At 64.5% G+C, this 18501-nt stretch carries 17 protein-coding genes; 13 read left to right on the top strand and 4 right to left on the bottom strand.

Annotation, left to right across the window (positions count from 1 at the left end):
• Positions 1–41 precede the first annotated feature (41 nt).
• Entirely contained in the window at positions 42–953 is a 912-nt protein-coding gene (locus tag BRA1253DRAFT_RS15550) for a lipase family protein (RefSeq protein WP_007595823.1), read from the top strand.
• 61 nt (positions 954–1014) lie between these two features.
• Here BRA1253DRAFT_RS15550 and BRA1253DRAFT_RS15545 read toward each other — a convergent pair whose 3' ends face one another.
• Complete coding sequence (locus tag BRA1253DRAFT_RS15545) at positions 1015–1953, bottom strand: LysR family transcriptional regulator (protein ID WP_007595822.1); 939 nt, start codon at positions 1951–1953, stop codon at positions 1015–1017.
• Positions 1954–2165: 212 nt separating this feature from the next.
• Between BRA1253DRAFT_RS15545 and BRA1253DRAFT_RS15540 the strand changes: the two genes are divergently transcribed.
• From BRA1253DRAFT_RS15540 to BRA1253DRAFT_RS15485, 12 genes are all read left to right on the top strand, one after another.
• The gene (locus BRA1253DRAFT_RS15540; RefSeq protein WP_007595820.1) at positions 2166–3248 is read left to right on the top strand and encodes an ABC transporter ATP-binding protein; all 1083 of its coding nucleotides are present in this window, start codon (positions 2166–2168) and stop codon (positions 3246–3248) included.
• 35 nt (positions 3249–3283) lie between these two features.
• The gene (locus tag BRA1253DRAFT_RS15535; protein WP_007595813.1) at positions 3284–4000 is read left to right on the top strand and encodes an HAD family hydrolase; all 717 of its coding nucleotides are present in this window, start codon (positions 3284–3286) and stop codon (positions 3998–4000) included.
• Between the two features lie 16 nt (positions 4001–4016).
• A complete protein-coding gene (locus BRA1253DRAFT_RS15530; RefSeq protein WP_007595812.1) occupies positions 4017–5324 on the top strand; it encodes an FAD-binding oxidoreductase in 1308 nt (435 codons plus the stop codon).
• Positions 5325–5352: 28 nt separating this feature from the next.
• Positions 5353–6411, top strand: coding sequence for an ABC transporter substrate-binding protein (locus tag BRA1253DRAFT_RS15525; RefSeq protein WP_007595811.1), 1059 nt, complete (start codon positions 5353–5355; stop codon positions 6409–6411).
• A 193-nt stretch (positions 6412–6604) separates the two neighbouring features.
• Complete coding sequence (locus BRA1253DRAFT_RS15520; protein WP_007595810.1) at positions 6605–7477, top strand: ABC transporter permease; 873 nt, start codon at positions 6605–6607, stop codon at positions 7475–7477.
• On the top strand, positions 7474–8259 hold the full coding sequence (locus BRA1253DRAFT_RS15515) for an ABC transporter permease (RefSeq protein ID WP_007595803.1): 786 nt from the start codon (positions 7474–7476) through the stop codon (positions 8257–8259). The genes BRA1253DRAFT_RS15520 and BRA1253DRAFT_RS15515 overlap by 4 nt, the downstream gene beginning before the upstream one ends.
• A 197-nt stretch (positions 8260–8456) precedes the next feature.
• Positions 8457–10118, top strand: a complete 1662-nt coding sequence (locus BRA1253DRAFT_RS15510; protein WP_007595801.1) for a thiamine pyrophosphate-binding protein — start codon at positions 8457–8459, stop codon at positions 10116–10118.
• Between the two features lie 3 nt (positions 10119–10121).
• On the top strand, positions 10122–11387 hold the full coding sequence (locus tag BRA1253DRAFT_RS15505; RefSeq protein ID WP_007595800.1) for an FAD-binding oxidoreductase: 1266 nt from the start codon (positions 10122–10124) through the stop codon (positions 11385–11387).
• A gap of 9 nt (positions 11388–11396) precedes the next feature.
• Complete coding sequence (locus BRA1253DRAFT_RS15500; protein ID WP_007595798.1) at positions 11397–12140, top strand: aspartate/glutamate racemase family protein; 744 nt, start codon at positions 11397–11399, stop codon at positions 12138–12140.
• A 325-nt stretch (positions 12141–12465) separates the two neighbouring features.
• Complete coding sequence (locus tag BRA1253DRAFT_RS15495) at positions 12466–13005, top strand: thiamine pyrophosphate-binding protein (protein WP_007595796.1); 540 nt, start codon at positions 12466–12468, stop codon at positions 13003–13005.
• Complete coding sequence (locus tag BRA1253DRAFT_RS15490; RefSeq protein WP_007595794.1) at positions 13005–13595, top strand: thiamine pyrophosphate-dependent enzyme; 591 nt, start codon at positions 13005–13007, stop codon at positions 13593–13595. The genes BRA1253DRAFT_RS15495 and BRA1253DRAFT_RS15490 overlap by 1 nt, the downstream gene beginning before the upstream one ends.
• Before the next feature lie 57 nt (positions 13596–13652).
• The gene (locus BRA1253DRAFT_RS15485) at positions 13653–14435 is read left to right on the top strand and encodes an SDR family NAD(P)-dependent oxidoreductase (protein ID WP_007595793.1); all 783 of its coding nucleotides are present in this window, start codon (positions 13653–13655) and stop codon (positions 14433–14435) included.
• A gap of 148 nt (positions 14436–14583) precedes the next feature.
• On the opposite strand, the gene BRA1253DRAFT_RS15480 is transcribed toward BRA1253DRAFT_RS15485, so the two are convergent.
• The 3 genes from BRA1253DRAFT_RS15480 to BRA1253DRAFT_RS15470 are packed head-to-tail and all read right to left on the bottom strand — an operon-like array spanning position 14584 to position 18351.
• Positions 14584–15378 carry an IclR family transcriptional regulator gene (locus BRA1253DRAFT_RS15480; RefSeq protein ID WP_007595791.1) on the bottom strand — a complete coding sequence of 265 codons (795 nt, stop codon included), beginning with the start codon at positions 15376–15378 and terminating at the stop codon, positions 14584–14586.
• A gap of 17 nt (positions 15379–15395) precedes the next feature.
• On the bottom strand, positions 15396–17129 hold the full coding sequence (locus BRA1253DRAFT_RS15475) for an FAD-dependent oxidoreductase (protein WP_007595778.1): 1734 nt from the start codon (positions 17127–17129) through the stop codon (positions 15396–15398).
• Positions 17130–17136: 7 nt separating this feature from the next.
• Positions 17137–18351: an ABC transporter substrate-binding protein gene (locus BRA1253DRAFT_RS15470; protein ID WP_007595777.1), complete on the bottom strand. Its 1215-nt coding sequence runs from the start codon at positions 18349–18351 to the stop codon at positions 17137–17139.
• Positions 18352–18501 lie beyond the last annotated feature (150 nt).

Genomic DNA, 18501 nt, shown 5'->3' with positions numbered 1-18501 from the left:
CGATCGACGCATTGCAGCAATAAGCCATTTAGGAGCTTGATGTGAGCATTCTGGTCGAACTTCCTCCCGATCAATATGACCGACGGGCATTTGCAAAATTCAACGAGACATCAACCGGCTTTGATCTCGACATCGCTCGCGCGATGATGTGGATGTCGCAACTCGCCTACGAGACCCATGTGCCGGACACGATCAACAGGGTCTCTCCGTTCTTTGATCTGTCCGGTGTCAAGCTGCTGAGCCAGCCGGCGCATTCGACGCTGCCGCTGACCGACACGCGCGGGATCATCGCGAGCAAGGGCGACGCAACAATTGTCGCCTTCGCCGGCACCGACCCGCTTCATCTCCTGAACTGGGTCAGCGATTTCACGCTTGGCCGACCGAAGGCGCCCGTGCACCAGGGGTTCGTCGATGCGGCGGCAGCCGTGTGGGACGACGTGAAGAGCGCACTGGCGGCAGCGCTGGCGCGCAAATCACCGATCTTCATCACTGGGCACAGCCTCGGCGCCGCGATCGCGGTGGCAACGGTGGACTTCGCGCGGGAGCAGCTCCAACTCGCGGATGCGCAGATCTATCTTTACGGTTGTCCGCGCGTGGGCCGCGACGATTTCGCCGCATTCTACAACGGTACGTTCGGCAGGATGACCTATCGTCTCGTGCACGGCACCGACATCGTCCCGACCGTGCCTCCGCCCGGGCTTGGCTTTCATCACGTCGGCCGTTATCTCGCCTGTGCACGCGGCGCCAAATTCAGCGCCAGCCAGCTCACGACGAATGTTGGTTCGGATGAGCCAATGGCGAATGCTGGAATTGGTGAGCAGGTCCGCAATCTCCTCAGCGGCGTATCCGAGAACACGCGGTCGGATGTCGTCGGCAGGCTTACGGTGCTGCTCCCGGCGGGCATCGGCGATCACCTGCCCGATCGTTACTGTGCCGCGCTGACACCCGCCTAGACTCCGGTTTTGACGCGTTTTCTTCACGCGAGCCGGTATATCCACTTCGCCCGAAAACGCTCTAGTAGCACGCAGCCATCGCGCCGAGCTTTGGATAGAGCCGGTCGATCGCGGCGATCTCGCTTTTCATCTGGGCGGTGATCCAGTCGCGGATCTCGGCGGCGATGGGGCGCATCGGCCGGTTGCGCGGTGGCAGGAATTCGCAGATGCGGCGCGTCGTGGTGAGCGTGTCGGACGCCGGCACCAGCGCGCCCGTCAACAGCCAGTGCGAGGCGACCGTCAGCCATCCGAGCGCGATACCCTGGCCGAGCAGGGCGGCCTGCATCACGACGGCATAGTCCGTGAAGCTCAGCGCCTTGGCCGCACCGCGACGCCCGGTGAGAAGCGATGCGTAATCCGCGGCCCAGTCGCCCGGCGTCTCGGCGAGCCTAATGATGGTGTTGCCCTCGGCGGGATCGGTTTCGCCGAGATAGGCAGGGCTGCACATCGGCAGCATGACCTCCTTCATCACCAGCGTGCCGCCGGATGACGGCTCCTCGCGATCGCGGAAGCGCATGCCGAGGTCGACATTCTCCACCGGCCCGCGCAGCGCGCCGGAAATGAGCTGGAAGCGCAGATCGACCTGCGGAAATTGCTTCTGCAGCTTGTCGATGCGCGGCATCAGCCAGTGCGTGGTGAAGGCGGAGGAGACCGACAGCGTCACCGTCTCGGTGCCCTTGCGCCGCCGTTCGATTTCCACGAGTCCGCTCTCGATGCTGCGAAAACCTTCGAGCACGCGGCGATACAAGAGTTCGCCTTCCTCGGTGAGCACCGCACGTCCTGCTGTTCGGTCGAACAGGCGAACGCCTAGGTGCTCCTCGAACTGTCCGAGCATCCGGCTCACCGCAGGCTGGGTGACGTTCAGTTCGGCGGCAGCCGCCGTGAAGCTGCCATTGCGCGCCGCTGCGTCGAAGACGAACAAGGCGTTACTTGAGGGCAGCATGCGGCGCAGCTCGGGCATAACACCATGTTATGAGCCAGGTGAGAATTTGGCAATTGCCGAGTTTTGCCAAGTCTGGTGTCATTGGCGTCACAGCCTAAAGACAGGGCTTGCGAGCGAAGATGTTGGTGCGGTGCACGCTTCGACCGTGAGTGCTCAAATTTCCTGTCTATAAAGCAGGCTTATGGCGTGCAGTGAGGCACGCCGTTGCAGGGACATGGCGAGGTCGATCGTTGGACAAACGAGCGGAAAGCGTCGAGATCAGATCCGCGAGCAAGGCCTATGGTGCCGTTCGCGCCCTCGACGACGTGTCCCTCAATGTCGCCGCCGGCGAGTTCGTCTCGCTGCTGGGCCCCTCCGGCTCCGGCAAGACCACGTTGCTCGGCATCCTCGGCGGCTTCATCCTGCCATCGAGCGGAACGATCCTGTTTGGCGGCCGCGACGTCACCTGGATGCCGCCGCACAAGCGCGACATCGGCGTCGTTTTCCAGAATTACGCGCTGTTCCCGCATATGAGCGTCGGCGAGAATGTCGCCTTTCCCTTGCGCGCGCGACGGCTGCCGAAGGCGGTCTGGCCGGACAAGGTGCGCACGGCACTTTCGATGGTTGGCCTTGCCGGCTACGAAGAGCGCGGTATCGCGCAGCTCTCCGGCGGCCAGCGCCAGCGCGTGGCGCTCGCACGCGCCATGATCTTCGAGCCGCGGCTGATCCTGATGGACGAACCGCTGTCCGCGCTCGACAAGCAGCTGCGCGAATCCATGCAGATCGAGCTGCGCGCGCTGCACAAGCGCATCGGCGCCACCATCATCTACGTCACCCACGATCAACGCGAAGCACTGACCATGAGCGACCGCGTCGCCGTGATGAAAGACGGCAGGCTGATCCAGATCGACGCGCCCGAGCGTCTGCACGATCATCCCGCGGATTCCTTCGTCGCAAGTTTCATCGGCGAAGCCACGATGCTTCCCGTGCGACGCGTCGATGCCTCCGGCGTTGCGCTCGGCAATGTGCTTCTGCGCAGCGCCCGCGCCATTCCCGACGGGGACGCGCTGATGCTCGCCGTGCATAGCGAAAAGCTGCTGATCGACGACGGCGCGCCGGACTCAGCCTGCAATCGGCTCACCGGCACGGTCACTGACATTGTCTATCAGGGCGAGAGCCTGCGCATCTTCCTGGCGCTCGCCGACGGCATCGTGCTCAGCCTGCGGCAGCCGAGCTACCACCAGGCCTACAGCCGCATCCCGCCACTCGGCGGCAGCCTCACCGTGACCCTTCACCCCGAGGACACCATCGTCGTACCCAGGGTGAGGGACTGAACCCAAGCCTTGTCCAACCGAGAGAAGAAGCCAAAATGTCGTCAGCAGCCTCGTTCAGCAATTTCAAGGTTCTCACCTTCGACGTCGTCGGCACCTTGATCGATTTCGAGACCGGCGTGCTCTCCGCGGTGCGCAGGATCTCGGGCAAGTCGCCGGCCGAGCTCAGCGACGACAAGATCTTCGAATCCTACAAGCGTGGCCGCGACAAGCACCATGAGCGTTCGAGCGAGGTGATGTTCCATGTCTATCGCTATCTCGCCAAGGAGCTCGGGCTGCAGGCCGATGACGCCTCCTGCGACGTGTTCCAACTCGCGGTGCTGCGCTGGGGACCGTTCCCGGATTCGGTCGAGGCTCTGAAGCGCCTGAGAACTAAATTCCGCCTGGTCGCGATGACCAACGCCGACCGCGTCGCGCTCTCCTGTTACGCGCATGCGCTCGGCAATCCCTTCGACGATACCGTTTGCGCCGACGAGACTGGCGTCGCCAAGCCGAACCCGGAATTCTTTGCCTACAACAAGGGCCGCCAGTCGGCGTTCGGCTACAAGCAGTCCGACATTCTGCACGTGGCGCAGAGCCAGTATCACGACATCGGGATCGCGCGGAAGCTCGGTTACAAGGTGTGCTGGATCGAGCGGCGTCAGGGCATGGCAGGCTTCGGCGGCACGCCGGCCGTGGAGACGCTGACCAAGCCGGACTTCCATTTCCCGACATTGAAGGCGCTCGCCGACGCGGCGATCGGGCCGGCGGTGTAACTTTGTGAGCGCGGAGATGACGCAGAACTGGGGCGCATTGCCGTCGGCCAACTCGCTGTGGGAAGCCACGGCGGAGCCGGCGCGCGCGTTTCCGGTCCTGTCCGGCGAGAGCCAGGCTGACGTGGTGATCATCGGTGCCGGCTATACCGGCCTGTCCGCGGCCCACCACATCGCCAAGAGCGGGCTCAGCCCCATCGTGCTCGAGGCCAACCGCCCGGGCTGGGGCGCCAGTGGGCGCAATGGCGGCGTGATCACCGCAAAATTCCGTCTCTCGTTCCGCGAGATCGACGCCGTGCACGGCCGCGCCATGGCGCGGCGAATGTACGAGATCGCGCATGAATCCACCGACATGGTCGAGGAGCTGGTCTCCGAATTCGGCATCACCAGCGCTCAGCTTGCCCGCACCGGCCAGGTCAAGGCCGCACACAATGAGACCACGCTGAAGGCCGCGATCGACGAAGCCAACTGGATGACGCGCGAGATGGGCTGCGCCGAGGTCCGTATTCTCGACAAGCGCGGCGTACGCGCCGAGACCGGCTCCGACAGCTTCGTTGGCGGCGTGCTCAATCCCGGCTCTGGCGGCATTCATCCGCTGAACTATTTGCGCGGTCTCGCCGACGGCGTCGCGCGCCGCGGGGTGCCGATCTTCCAGGAGTCGCCGGTCGTAAGACTCCGGCGCGACAACGGCGGCATCGTCGCGGAGACGCCGCAAGGCGCGGTGCGGGCGAAGCAGGCGATCATTGCCACCAACAGCTATTCGGACCTGACGGATGCCACCGCGCAGATGCAGCGCACCCTGATTCCCTTCCGCAGCGCCATGGTCGCTACCGAGCAGCTGCCGCGCAATCTCGCGGGCAAGCTGATGCTGACAGGCCGCACCTACACCGAGACCAAGCGCATGATGCGCTGGTTCCGCATGGTCGACAATCGCGTGATCTTCGGTGGCCGCGGTGCCTTCGGCAGGCAGGACTCGGAAGCCGCATTCGATGCGCTGCGCAAGGCGATGGTCGGCATCTTTCCGGACCTGGCCGATGTGCCGCTCGCGTACAAATGGTCGGGCCTCGTTGCCATGACGCTGGATTCGGTGCCGCATCTCGGCCGGCTCGACGACCGCACGCTGTTCTCGATGGGCTACAACGGCGCGGGCGTCGCGATGTCGAGCCTGATGGGCCGCTATCTTGCCGCCTTCGTCCGCGGCGAGACACCGGAGGTCGGGCTGCTCGACGCGCGGCGCCTGAGGGCGATTCCGTTCTATCCGCTGCGCGAGCCCGCCGTGCGCATGGTCGCCGGCTGGTACCAGTTTCTCGATGCGATCGGTCAATGACGTTTAATTGGTGACAGAGGAGGCGAGGATGACGACGAAACGAGATATTCGATTTGGCTACGCATTGTTGGGCGGATCGCTCGGATTGTTCGCAACAACCGGCACCGCCGCCGCTGCCGAACAGATCACCTTTGTCTCGCAAGGCGGCGCCTATCAGCAGGCGCAGACGGTGGCGATCCTCGATCCTTCCGCCAAGAAGCTCGGCATCACCATCAACCAGGATTCCATTCCCGATGCCTGGCCGGCGATCAAGACCCAGGTCGGCAGCGGCAAGCCGATCTGGGACGTCGTGGATACGCCGACCGGCAACTGCCTGCGTGGCGGCGAGCAGGGGCTGATCGAGAAGCTCGACTTCTCAAAGATTCCGAATGGCGCGGCGATGCCGGAATCCTATCGCAGCCCCTATTCGGTTTCCTACGAGTTCTATTCCAGCGTCCTGGCCTACAGTCAGAAGACCTTTCCGAAGGACGCGCCGAACAGCTGGGCCGATTTCTGGGACGTGAAGAAATTTCCCGGGCGCCGCGCACTGCGCAACCACCCGTTCGCCACACTCGAGGCGGCACTGATGGCCGACGGCGTCGCGCCCGATAAGCTCTATCCGCTCGACGTCGACCGCGCCTTCAAGAAGCTCGAAGAGATCAAGCCGAATATCACGGTGTGGTGGACCTCCGGCGCGCAGTCGGCGCAGCTGCTCAATGACGGCGAGGTCGACATGGAGATGGCCTGGAACGGCCGCGTCAGCGCGGTCGCGAAGGAAGGCGCCAAGGTCGCCTTCACCTACAACCAGGGCGTTTTGCAAAGCACCTCGCTCTGCATCCTCAAGGGCGCGCCGAATCTCGAGACGGCCGTCAAGTTTCTCAACGAGGCCGTCGATCCCGTGCACCAGGCCAATCTGCCGCTCCACATCGACTACGGCCCGGGCAACCCGAAGGCGTTCGAGACCAACGTGATCAAGCCCGAGCGCGCCGCGCAATTGCCGAGCGAGCCGGCCAATGCGGCCAAGCAGGCGCTGATGTCCTACGCGTGGTGGTCGTCGCCAGCCGGCGAAGCGGCGGAGAAGCGCTGGGCGTCGTTCATGCAGAAGTAAGCGAAATCGCGATGAGCGCAAGTCGTGCCAGAGCTGACACTGCGCTCCCTCCCCCGCTTGCGGGGAAGGGTTGGGGAGAGGGTATCTCCGCGAGAAAGACTCCCCAAGAGGACAGAACCCTCACCCGGATCGCTTTCGCGATCCGACCTCTCCCGCAAGCGGGAGAGGTGCACCACCCGAGATGAGCGAGCAAATGCCGACGACATCAATGCCAGATCCCTCCCAAAAGCATCAGCGCCGCGAGCATGCGCTGATGCTGGCATTGGTGTCGCCGGCGCTGCTGGTGATCCTGGCTCTGATCGTGCTGCCGGTCGGCTGGCTCGCCTGGCAGTCGATCTACCATGACGGCTTCACGCTGGAGAATTATCGCCGCGTCTTCACTGAAGACATCTACTGGCGCAGCTTTGCGCTGACCTTCGAGATCAGTCTCGCGGTCACGGCAATCGCGCTGCTGCTCGGCTATCCCGTGGCCTACCTCGCCAACTCGGTGCCGAAAGGATGGAGCATTCTCATCCTCTCGCTGGTCGTGCTGCCGTTCTGGACCAGCGTGTTGGTGCGAGCCTACGCGTGGCTGGCGCTGCTCCAGCGCACCGGTGTGATCAACCAGCTTTTGCGATATCTCGACGTGACGAGCGAACCGCTCGCGCTGGTGCACAACACCTTCGGCACGGTGGTTGCGACGGTACACATCCTCCTGCCGTTCATGGTGCTGCCGCTCTATGCCACCATGCAGAAGATTCCGAGCGATCTCATGCAGGCCGGCGCCAGCCTGGGGGCGAGCCCGTCGCTCACCTTCGTTCGCGTCTTTCTGCCGCTGTCTCTGCCCGGCGTGCTCGCAGGCTGCACCATGGTGTTCGTGCTCTGCCTCGGCTTCTACATCACGCCGGAACTGCTCGGCGGCGGCCGCACGGTGATGGTGTCGATGCTGGTGAGCCGCAATGTCGAGCTCTACAACCAGTTCGGCGCTGCGAGCGCGGTCGCCGTCGTGCTGCTCGTCAGCGTGCTCGCGATCTTTTTCGCCGTCAGCCGCTTCATCTCGCTCGATCGCATATTGGGGCAGAAATGACGCGATTGTCGCCCGCCCGCATTTCCCTTTATGTGATCAGCGCGCTGGTGCTGGTCTACCTGATCCTGCCGGTGCTGATCATCGCCCCGATCTCCTTCTCCAGCGCGCGCTTTCTGACCTTTCCGCCGCCGTCGTTCTCGCTGCGCTGGTATCAGCAGTATTTCTTCAACTCGGCCTGGATGCAGGCGACGCGGGTGACGCTGACGGTCGCGCTCCTGACGGTGGTTATCGCAACGCCGCTCGGCGTCGCCGCCGCCTATGGCATCAGCCAGTCGAAGCTGCGGATCATGCGGCTTATCCACATGATGCTGCTGTTGCCGCTGGTGGTGCCGATCATCATCACTGCGGTGGGCATCTTCTTCCTCTATGCGAAGGTCGGCTTGGTCGCGACGCTGCCGGGCCTGGTGCTGGCGAACGTCATGTTGGGCCTGCCATACGTCATCATCTCGGTGCTGGCGGGCCTGCAAAGCTTCGATCCGGCGCAGGAGATGGTCGCACGCAGCCTCGGCATGAACCGCCTGCGCAGCTTCTTCGCGGTGACCTTGCCGCAGATCAAGTCCAGCGTGGTCGCAGGCGGCATCTTCGCCTTCATCTCGGCGATGGACGAGACCATCGTCGCGCTGTTCATCTCCGGCGGCCAGTATCAGCCGCTGACCAAGCGTATGTTCACCGCGCTCCGCGACGAGATCGACCCGACCATCGCCGCCATCTCGACGCTGATGACGGCGGCCTCGTTCATGCTGGTGCTGCTGGCAAGCGCTCGGCAGCGCAAAGGGGCATGACGGCAAGGGGCCTGCTCCCCGGTCGACGTCCGAGAGAGGCATGGCTGCCGCCGCTATTTTCCGGAGAGGCATGACGAGGCCGTAATGCCGGGCAGCGGTTTCGGCCTTGCACCTTGTTTCCGGCTGTCCTACGCCAGCCCGGAACAAAATTTTCGCGAAGCTGCGAAACGCATCGCCAAAGCCTTGAGGGAGCCGTCATGACCATTCGCAACACCCGCACCGGGGGCCAGATACTGATCGATCAGCTGGTCGCGCAAGGCGTCGAGCGCGTCACCTGCGTGCCGGGCGAGAGCTACCTTGCGGCGCTCGATGCGCTGCACGACAGCCCGATCGACGTCATGATCTGCCGCGCCGAGGGCGGTGCCGCGATGATGGCGGAGGCCTATGGCAAGCTCACCGGCCGTCCCGGTATCTGCTTCGTCACCCGCGGCCCCGGCGCCACCAATGCCAGCCACGGCGTGCACATCGCGATGCAGGATTCCACGCCGATGATCCTGTTCGTCGGTCAGGTCGACACCGGCATGCGCGAGCGCGAGGCGTTCCAGGAGCTCGACTACAAGGCGGTGTTCGGCACCATGGCGAAATGGGCGGTCGAGATCGATCGTCCCGACCGCATTCCGGAGCTGGTCGCGCGCGCCTTCCGCGTCGCCATGCAGGGCCGTCCCGGTCCCGTGGTGATCTCGCTGCCCGAGAACATGCTGACCGAGACCGCAGTCGTTGCGGACGCCATGCGGATCGAGCCGGCGATGAGCTGGCCGGCGCCCGCAGATATCGAGCGCGTTGGCGCCATGCTTGCGGGCGCGAAGGCGCCGCTCGTCATTCTCGGCGGCTCGCGCTGGACCGATGAGGCGACCAGGAGCATCGCGCGCTTTGCCGAGCGGTTCGACCTGCCGGTCGCGACCTCGTTCCGCCGCGCGTCGCTGATCGACGCCGATCACTCGCATTATGCCGGCGACCTCGGCATCGGCCCGAGCCCGGGCCTGAAGGCGCGGATCGACGGCGCCGATGTCATTCTTCTCATCGGCGGCCGCATGTCGGAGATGCCGTCCTCATCCTACACGCTGCTCGACATTCCGACCCCGCGGCAGAAGCTGATCCACGTTCATCCCGGCTCCGAAGAGCTCGGCCGCATCTATCAGCCTGAGCTCGCGATCCAGGCCACACCCGCCGCGTTCGCGGCCGCGGTCGAGACGCTGAAGCCGGCCGGCGCCGTTGCCTGGAAGGGCGAGGCCGCCAAGGCGCATGCCGATTATCTCGCCTGGACCGACAAGGCGCGCGAGCTGCCGGGCACGTTCCAGTATGGCCAGGTCATGACCTGGCTGCGCGATCGCCTGCCCAAGGACGCGATCGTCTGCAACGGCGCCGGCAACTACGCCGGCTGGATCCATCGGCATCATCGCTTTCACAGCTTTGCCTCGCAGCTCGCGCCGACGTCGGGCTCGATGGGCTACGGTGTGCCGGCCGCGGTGCTCGCGAAGCGACAATATCCGGACCGTACTGTTATCGCCTTTGCCGGTGACGGCTGCTTCCTGATGAACGGGCAGGAATTCGCGACCGCCGTGCAGTACGACGCAGCCCTCGTCGTCATCGTCGTCGACAATGCGCAATACGGCACCATCCGCATGCACCAGGAGCGCGACTATCCCGGACGCGTGGTCGGCACCCAGCTCAAGAACCCGGATTTCGCGATGTACGCAAAAGCATTCGGCGGCCATGGCGAGCGCGTCGAGCGCACCGAAGAGTTCGCGCCGGCGTTCGAGCGTGCGCTCGCCTCGGGCAAGCCGTCGATCCTCCACTGCATCATCGATCCGCGTGCGATGTCGGTCGGCAAGGACTTTGCCCCTGCGGTGAAGGCATAGCCGATGCCGCAAGGCCGCCACGTCGCCATCATCGGTGCCGGCGCGGTCGGCGTGATCAGCGCGATCGAGGCGCTGCGCGAGGGCCATCGCGTCACGCTGATCGATCCGGGCGAGCCCGGTGGCGAACAGGCGGCGAGCTACGGCAATGCCGGCTGGCTCTCCTCGCATTCGGTGATCCCGCCGGCCGAGCCCGGTGTCTGGAAGAAGGTGCCGGGTTATCTGATGGATCCGCTCGGGCCACTCGCGATCCGCTGGTCTTATCTGCCGAAGGCGCTGCCCTGGTTGATCAAATATCTGCTCTCGGGCTGGACCGAGGCGCGGGTCGAGAAGACGGCATTTGCGCTGCGCGATCTCCTGAAGGACGCGCCGCTATTGCACAGGAAGCTCGCGGAGGAGGCGGGCGTTCCTGAATTGATCGAGCGTAACGGCGTGATGCATGTCTTCCCGTCACGCGGCAATTTCGACGATGATCTCGGCTGGCGCCTGCGCAAGCGCGTCGGTGTCGAATGGCTGGAGCTTTCGGCCGACGAGATGCGTCAGCGCGAGCCCGATCTGCATCCGCGCTACACGTTTGGCGTGGTGGTGGAGGAAGCCGGTCGCTGCCGCGACCCCGGTGCCTATGTCGCGGCCCTCGCGCAACATGCGCTGGCAAGCGGCGCCGAGCTCGTGCGGGCCAAGGCAATTGGGCTGAAACTATCCGGCAACAAGCTCGTGGCTGTCCTGTCCGAGGCCGGCGAGATTGCGTGCGATGCCGCGGTGATTGCCGCCGGTGCGCATTCGAAGCGGCTCACGGCGTCCATCGGCGATCCGCTGCCGCTGGAGACCGAGCGCGGCTATCACGTGATGATCGAGAATCCGGAAACGGGCCCGCGCAGCTCGATGATGGCCTCGGATGCGAAGATGGTGGTGAACTGGACCGACAAGGGTTTGCGCGCCGCCGGCACGGTCGAGATCGCAGGCCTCGAGGCCGCGCCGAACTGGAAACGTGCCGAGATTCTGCGCAACCATCTCGTCAGCATGTTCCCAAAACTGCCCAAGGACATTCCGGCCTCCCGCATCAAGACCTGGTTCGGTCATCGGCCGAGCATGCCAGACGGACGTCCCTGCATCGGTTACGCGCGGGCCTCGCGCGATATCGTCTATGCCTTCGGCCACGGCCATATCGGCCTGGTCGGCTCGGCCCGCACCGGTCGTCTCGTCGCCCAGCTTCTGAGCGGCAAGCCGCCGGAAATTCCGCTGGCACCGTTTTCGCCCGATCGTTTTCTCTGAGATCGTACCATGACCCATCCTGCCAACTCGCCTTCTCGTATCGCCCGCGGCGGCAAGGCCATCTATGGAGCACCGCTCGGCATCCTGATGTTGGAGGCGCGCTTTCCCCGCATTCCCGGCGACATGGGCAACGGCACCACCTGGCCTTTCCCCGTGCTCTATCGCGTGGTGAGCGGTGCCTCGCCCGAGAAAGTGGTGCTGAACGGTGCGGCCGGTCTGCTGCCTGATTTCATCGATGCGGCGAAGGATCTGGTGCGGCTCGGGGCGGAAGCCATCACCACCAATTGCGGCTTCCTCTCGCTGTTCCAGAAGGAGATCGCAGCCGCGGTCGGCGTTCCCGTCGCGACCTCGTCACTGATGCAGGTGCCGTGGGTGCAGGCGACCTTGCCGCCGGGCAAGCGCGTCGGCCTCGTCACGGTCTCAGGTTCATCCTTGACGCCGGCTCATCTCGAAGGTGCCGGCGTGCCGCTCGATACGCCGCTGGTCGGCACCGAGCACGGCAAGGAATTCTTCCGCGTCCTGATCAAGGCCGAGAAGGAGGACATGGATATCGCGCAGGCCGAACGTGACGTGGTCGAGGCCGGCAAGGAGCTGGTCGCCAGCAACCCGGATGTCGGCGCGATCGTGCTGGAATGCACCAACATGCCGCCTTATGCGGCGGCGCTTCAGGCCGAAGTCGGATTGCCCGTCTATGATATCTATTCCATGATCACCTGGTTTCATGCAGGACTGCGGCCGCGCCAGTTTGGCTAGAGGTCGAGAAGTTGCCTATGGCTCCTCTTCCTTCTACCCTTGTGGGAGAAGGTGGCGCGAAGCGCCGGATGAGGGGTATCTCTCCGCGCATATAGATGCGGATGAGTGCACGGAGAGATACCCCTCATCCAAATGAGTTTGTATCTGTCAGCGGTGATGCCCTCTCCCGCAAGGGGAGAGGGCGCAGCCATGCGCATCGTGCGCTGTCCCACCGGCAGCGGAAGAGGCAGCTATACAATCCCTCGATACCTGATCGCGCCAGACGGTCAGAGCTTTCGCGCCTGAACATCGTTAGAGTGCCGCTCGAAATCCACGGAGACATGCGGTGCACAGCCTTCAATCCAATCCCGACACGCGCGCAGACAATTGGCCGTCCGAGCTCTACCGCATCCTGAAAGCCGCCGACGTGCGGCAGATGTCATACGTCCCCGATGCCGGCCACAGCCAGCTCATCAGCCTGTTCTCGGCCGATCGCGACGTCACCACCAACGTGCTGACGACGGAAGAGGAGGGCGTCGCCATCGCCGCCGGCGCCTGGCTCGGCGGCCAGCGCAGCGTGCTCTTGATGCAGTCGAGCGGGGTCGGCAATTGCATCAACATGCTGTCGCTGTCGGCGATCGGACGATTTCCACTGCTGATGCTGGTGACGATGCGCGGCGAATGGGCCGAGTTCAATCCCTGGCAGGTGCCGATGAGCCGGGCGACGCAGCCCTCGCTGGAAGCGATTGGTTTGAAGGTGATGCGGGCGGAGACGGCGGAGGATCTGGTCGAGACGGTCGAATCGGCCGCAGCGCTCGCCTACGATTCCGATCAGCAGATCGCGGTGCTGATCGGGCAGCGCCTGATCGGCAAGAAGAAGTGGTGATGCCAATGCAAGCCCAACTCGACCGCCGCGCCGCCGTCGCCGCGCTCCTGAAGAATCGCAACGACACTCTGGTCGTCTCCGGCCTCGGCTCGCCGACCTATGACCTTCATTCGGTCGGCGACCACGACGGCAATTTCTATCTCTGGGGCGCCATGGGCGGCGCCGCGCTGATCGGGCTTGGCCTCGCGCAAGCCCAGCCGGGAAAACGCGTCCTCGCCTTGACCGGGGATGGCGAGCAATTGATGGGCCTCGGCGGCATCGCCACCATCGGAGTCGCGCGCCCGCGCAATCTCGACATCGTCGTGATCGACAACCAGCATTTTGGCGAGACCGGGATGCAGGCCAGCCACACCGGGCGCGGCGTCGATCTCACCGCAATCGCCGTGGCTTGCGGCTTTGCCGCTGCCGGAACCGTGCGGACGATCGAGGAGGTGCAGCGCCTCGCAACCCAAATCGCCGAGCCGGCCGATGGCCCGCGGCTGCTTGTCATCAAGGTTCTGGCGGAAAATCCACCGCGCTCGCTGCCCTCGCGCGATGCTGTCTTTATCAAGAACCGGTTCCGTGCTCATCTCGGCTTCGCGGCGGCCTGAGCCGGGTTTCTCACCCGGCGACAGTCTGCTGTGAAGCAGCTATCCTGGAGTGAGACCATGAAATTATCCGGCAAGGTCGCCGCCATCACCGGCGCGGCGCGCGGTATCGGCAAGGCTTGCGCAAAGCGATTTCTGGATGACGGCGTCAAGGTCGTCATTTCGGACGTCGATGCCGAGGGTTTGGCCGCGACGGCCGCCGAACTCGCGCGGCCGGATGCCTTGCGCACTGTCGTCGGCAATGTCGCCAAGCGTGTCGATGTCGACCAGCTGGTCGCAACGGCTGCAAGAGAGTTCGGCCGGCTCGACATCATGGTCAACAATGCCGGCGTCGCCCGCAACCGGGACCTCCTGGAGATATCCGAAGAAGAATTCGACGAGATCATCGGCATCAACCTGAAGGGCGCCTTCTTCGGCGTGCAGGCGGCGGCCAAGCAGATGATTGCGCAAGGTAGCGGCGGCGGGGTCATCATCAACATGTCGTCGGTCAATGCACTGCTGGCAATCCCGGCACTTGCGACCTACGCCATGTCCAAGGGCGGCATGAAGCAGCTCACCTCGGTTGCTGCCGTCGCACTCGCCCCGCATAACATCCGCGTGGTCGCGGTTGGGCCTGGCACGATTTTGACCGACATGGTGGCATCGTCCATCTACACCTCCGAGGATGCCCGCAAGACCGTGATGTCACGCACGCCGGCCGGCCGTGGCGGCGAGCCGAGCGAGGTGGCCTCTGTCGTCGCGTTTCTTGCGAGCGACGATGCGTCCTACATCACGGGACAGACGATCTATCCGGATGGCGGGCGGCTGATCCTGAACTACACGGTGCCGGTGAAGGAGAAGTAGGACTCGGAAGGTTGTCCCACACTCGCTGTCATCGCCCGGCTTGACCGGGCGATCCAGTACTCCGAGATAGCAGCGACAGGGCCGATGGGCCGCGGCGTACTGGATGCCCCGCCTTCGCGGGGCATGACAGTGGTAGTTGCAGGCAACCTCACTCCGCCGCAACCGTGATCCCGTAACCGAGCCGCTTCGAGATCCCGCCGGCGCAGTCGCGTAGCGCGTGGGCGATCGCGCTGTCCCAGCGGGCATCGAACGTGCCTTCCGGCCCCATCGCGGTGATCACCAGTGCGACATGGCCGGAATGGTCGAACACCGGCGCGGCGAACGCATTGACGCCGGGCAGGGGGTCGCCGAGCGCGCGGGCGAGGCCGTGCTTGCGCACTTCGGTGAGCATGTCGGCGAGCTTCGCGCCTTTCACAGCGCGCTTCGGATTATAGCCGACGCCGTGACGATCGAGGCCGCTTTCGAGTGCGGCGTCGATGGTTTTCTCCGGCAGGAAGGCGGCAAAGGCGCGGCCGGTCGCGGTCTCCAGCAGGGCCATCACCGAGCCGGCCCGCATCACGATGTGCACGGGCTGGCCGGGTTCTTCGAGCTGCACCACGGTCGGGCCATGCGTGCCCCAGACCGCCAGCGAGACCGCGTGCCCAATCTGGCTCGCAAGCGCCGCGATCTTCGGTCCGGCGATACGCACGCCGGAGAGGCGGCGCAGGCTGATCAGGCCGAGCTCCAGCGCCAGCGCGCCGATCTCGTAGCGGCCGGTGGTCTCGTCCTGCTCGATCAGGCCGATGCGGGAGAAGCTGGCGAGATAGGGATGCGCCTTGGCCGGCGTCATGCCGGCCTCGCGCGCGAGATCGCGCAGCATCATCGGCCCGCCGCTTCTCGCAAGCGCGCGGAGCAATTCTCCGCCGACCTCGATCGACTGGATGCCGCGGCTCTCTCTCTTCATGCGCCTCCTGGCGTGGCTTATGCCGCGTTGCGCTTGGCGGCGCTGTCGGCGAGATGACGGCCGGCAATGTAGCCGAAGGTCAGCGCCGGCCCAAGCGTGATGCCGGCACCGGGATAATTGCCGCCCATGATGCTCGCCATGTCGTTGCCGGCGGCATAGAGCCCCGGAATGACCCGTCCTTCTGCATCCAGCGCCCGCGCGTTCTCGTCGGTGACGATGCCGGCATAGGTGCCGAGATCGCCGACCACCATCTTGATGGCGTAGAACGGACCGTTCTCGATGGGCGCGACGCACGGGTTCGGGCCGTGCAGCGCATCGCCCTGGTAGCGGTTATAGGCCTTTGAGCCCTTGCCGAAGGCCGCATCATGCCCCTGTGGTGCGGTCGCATTGAACTGCTTGACGGTCTCGACGAACGCCATGCTGTCGATGCCCGCCTTTGCCGCGAGCGCCTCCAGCGTCTCGCCGCGCATGAGATAGCCGGTCTTGAGGTGATGACCTAGCGGCATCGGGAATGGCGGCACGCAGCCGAGGCCGTACTTCCGAAGCGTCTGGTGATCGCAGACGAGATAGGCCGCGATCTCCTCGCCGGGCTTCGCAGCCTTCACCATGGCCTGGACGAAGTCGTGATAGGAATTGCCCTCGTTGGCAAAGCGCTTGCCGTCACGCATCACCGCGATCACGCCGGGTTTGGCGCGGTCGATGAAATGCGGCATCACACCGCTTGAGCCGTCCTTGCGCTTGGTGACCGAGACCGGGACCCAGGCTGCCGCGTTCGGCAGCCGGTCCTCGACATGTCCGCCGGCGCTTTCCGCAAGGCGCAGGCCGTCGCCGGTATTGCCGGTCGGTCCCGGCGAAAAATGCTCGTTCCCAGTCGGCGCGTGCGGGAACAGCTTTTTGCGCCGTTCGACATCATGCGGGAAACCGCCGCAGGCGAGCACGACGCCTTGTCTGGCACGAATGCGGACGTCGCGTCCCTCGCGGGCGACGATGGCGCCGGTGACAGTGCCGTTCTCGACCCTCAGCTCGCGTACCGGCGCGGACAGCCACATCGGAATCTTCAAATCCTGTGCGGATTTCGCGAGGCGCCCGGCCAATGCGTTGCCGTTGGTCAGCGTCATGCCGCGGCCATAGCGCAGCACGTCCATCAGATGCCGCGACAGGCGCTTTGCGACATAGACCGCCGAATTCAGCGACTTCGTCGCACGCATGAAATGGACGATGTCCTTGCCGGATCCGAGCATCATGCCGAATACGGTGAGCTCGGGCAGGGGCGTGCCAAGGGTTTTGATCTGGTCGCCGAGCTCGCGGCCGTCGAACGGGCGTGCCACCATCGAACGACCACCCTGGGTGCCGCCGGGCGCCTCGGCGTGATAATCCGGGAATACCAGCGGCATGTCGAAACGGAGCGCCGTCTTGTTGGTGAAAAAATCGACCGCCTCGGGCCCGGCGCTCAGGAATGCATCGACGCGCGCGGCGTCAAAGTTGTTGCCGGCTTCGTGCCGCAGATAGGTGCGGGCCTGCTCAGGCGTCTCCTCGATGCCATAGGCTTTTGCCAGCGACGTCCCGGGAATCCACAACCAGCCGCCGGAGCGAGCGGTGGTGCCGCCGAAGCGCGGCTCCTTTTCGACGATCAGGACGTCGAGGCCGCGATAGCGCGCGGTGATCGCGGCCGACATGCCGGAGCAGCCCGATCCAGCCACGAGCACATCGCACTCGTAACTCTCAATTGCGTTGCGCTCGTTGCCGGTCATGCAGGCCTCACTTCTTGAGCAGCGGACATTTGGACTCGGAGACCGGGCGGAAGGCGTCCTCGCCCTTCACCGTCTTGATGATCTCAAGGTAATCCCACGGTTCTTTGGACTGCTCGGGTGTTTTCACCTTGGCGAGATACATGTCGCGAATGACGCGGCCGTCCTCGCGCAAGCGTCCGCCATGAACAAATGTATCCTCGATTGGCAGCTCGCGCATCTTGGCCATCGCCTTGGCGGGATCATCGGTGCCGGCGGCCTTGATGGCCTTGAGATAATGCAGCACCGAGCCGTAAACGCCGGTCTGGATCATGGTCGGCATCACCTTGGTGCGCTCGTAGAATTTCCGCGACCAAGCGCGGGTCGCCTCGTCCATGTTCCAGTACGACGCCGTGGTCATGTAGGTGCCCTGCGCGGCCTTGAGGCCGACCGCATGCACGTCGGTGTCGAACATCAGGAGGCCGACCAGCTTCTGACCACCCTGGACCAGGCCGAACTCGCCGGATTGTTTGATGGCATTGTCGGTGTCCTGGCCGGCATTCGCGAACGCGACGACCTCGGCTTTCGAGCTCTGCGCCTGCAGCGCGAAAGAGGAGAAATCGGCGGTGTTGGTCGGGTGCTTCACGCCGCCCAAGACCTTGCCGCCCATCTCGTTGATGAAGCGCGTGGCGTCCTTCTCGAGCTGCTGGCCGAAGGCGTAGTCGGCGGTGATGAAGTACCAGGATTTGCCGCCTTCCTTGATCACGGCGGAGGCCGTCACCTTCGACAGCGCGTAGGTATCATAGGTGAAGTGCACGGTGTTCGGGCTGCAAAGCTCGTCGGTCAACGAACTCGCGCCGGGGCCTGACAGCAGCGCGATCTTGTTGCGCTCGCGCACCATGTTGTGGACGGCGATCGCGATGCCGGAATTGGGAATGTCGACGACGGCATCGACCTTGCCGTTGTCGAACCAGCCGCGCACGATCTGCACGCCGACGTCGGTCTTCATCTGATGGTAGACGCTAATGATCTCGATCGGCTTGCCGAGCACGGTGGGCCCGAACTCCTCCACCGCCATTTTCGCGGCCTCCACGGAGCCTGGCCCGCTGTTGTCGCGGCCCCAGCTCGACAGATCCGTCAGCACGCCGATCCGCACAGCGTCGTCGGAGATTTGCGCGTTCGCAACGGTGGTTATGGCAGCCGAAGTCATGGCCCCGAGCATAGCGCAGGCCAAAAGCCCTCTCATCGTCGTTCCCTCTCGTTTATGGGCCGCTTGGCGCGGCCGGTTATTGTGAGAGCAAGTTAGATAATGTTAAATAAGTTTGTCAATGGCGAATAAAGGGATGCAGGTTCCGTGAAGGCCGCGAAGAGGTTGCGGAGCGGCGCACGCGACTGT

Origin of the sequence: Bradyrhizobium sp. WSM1253 (assembly GCF_000244935.1) — a bacterium.
GTDB lineage: Bacteria > Pseudomonadota > Alphaproteobacteria > Rhizobiales > Xanthobacteraceae > Bradyrhizobium > Bradyrhizobium canariense.
This window is presented reverse-complemented; position numbering and strand designations above follow the sequence as displayed.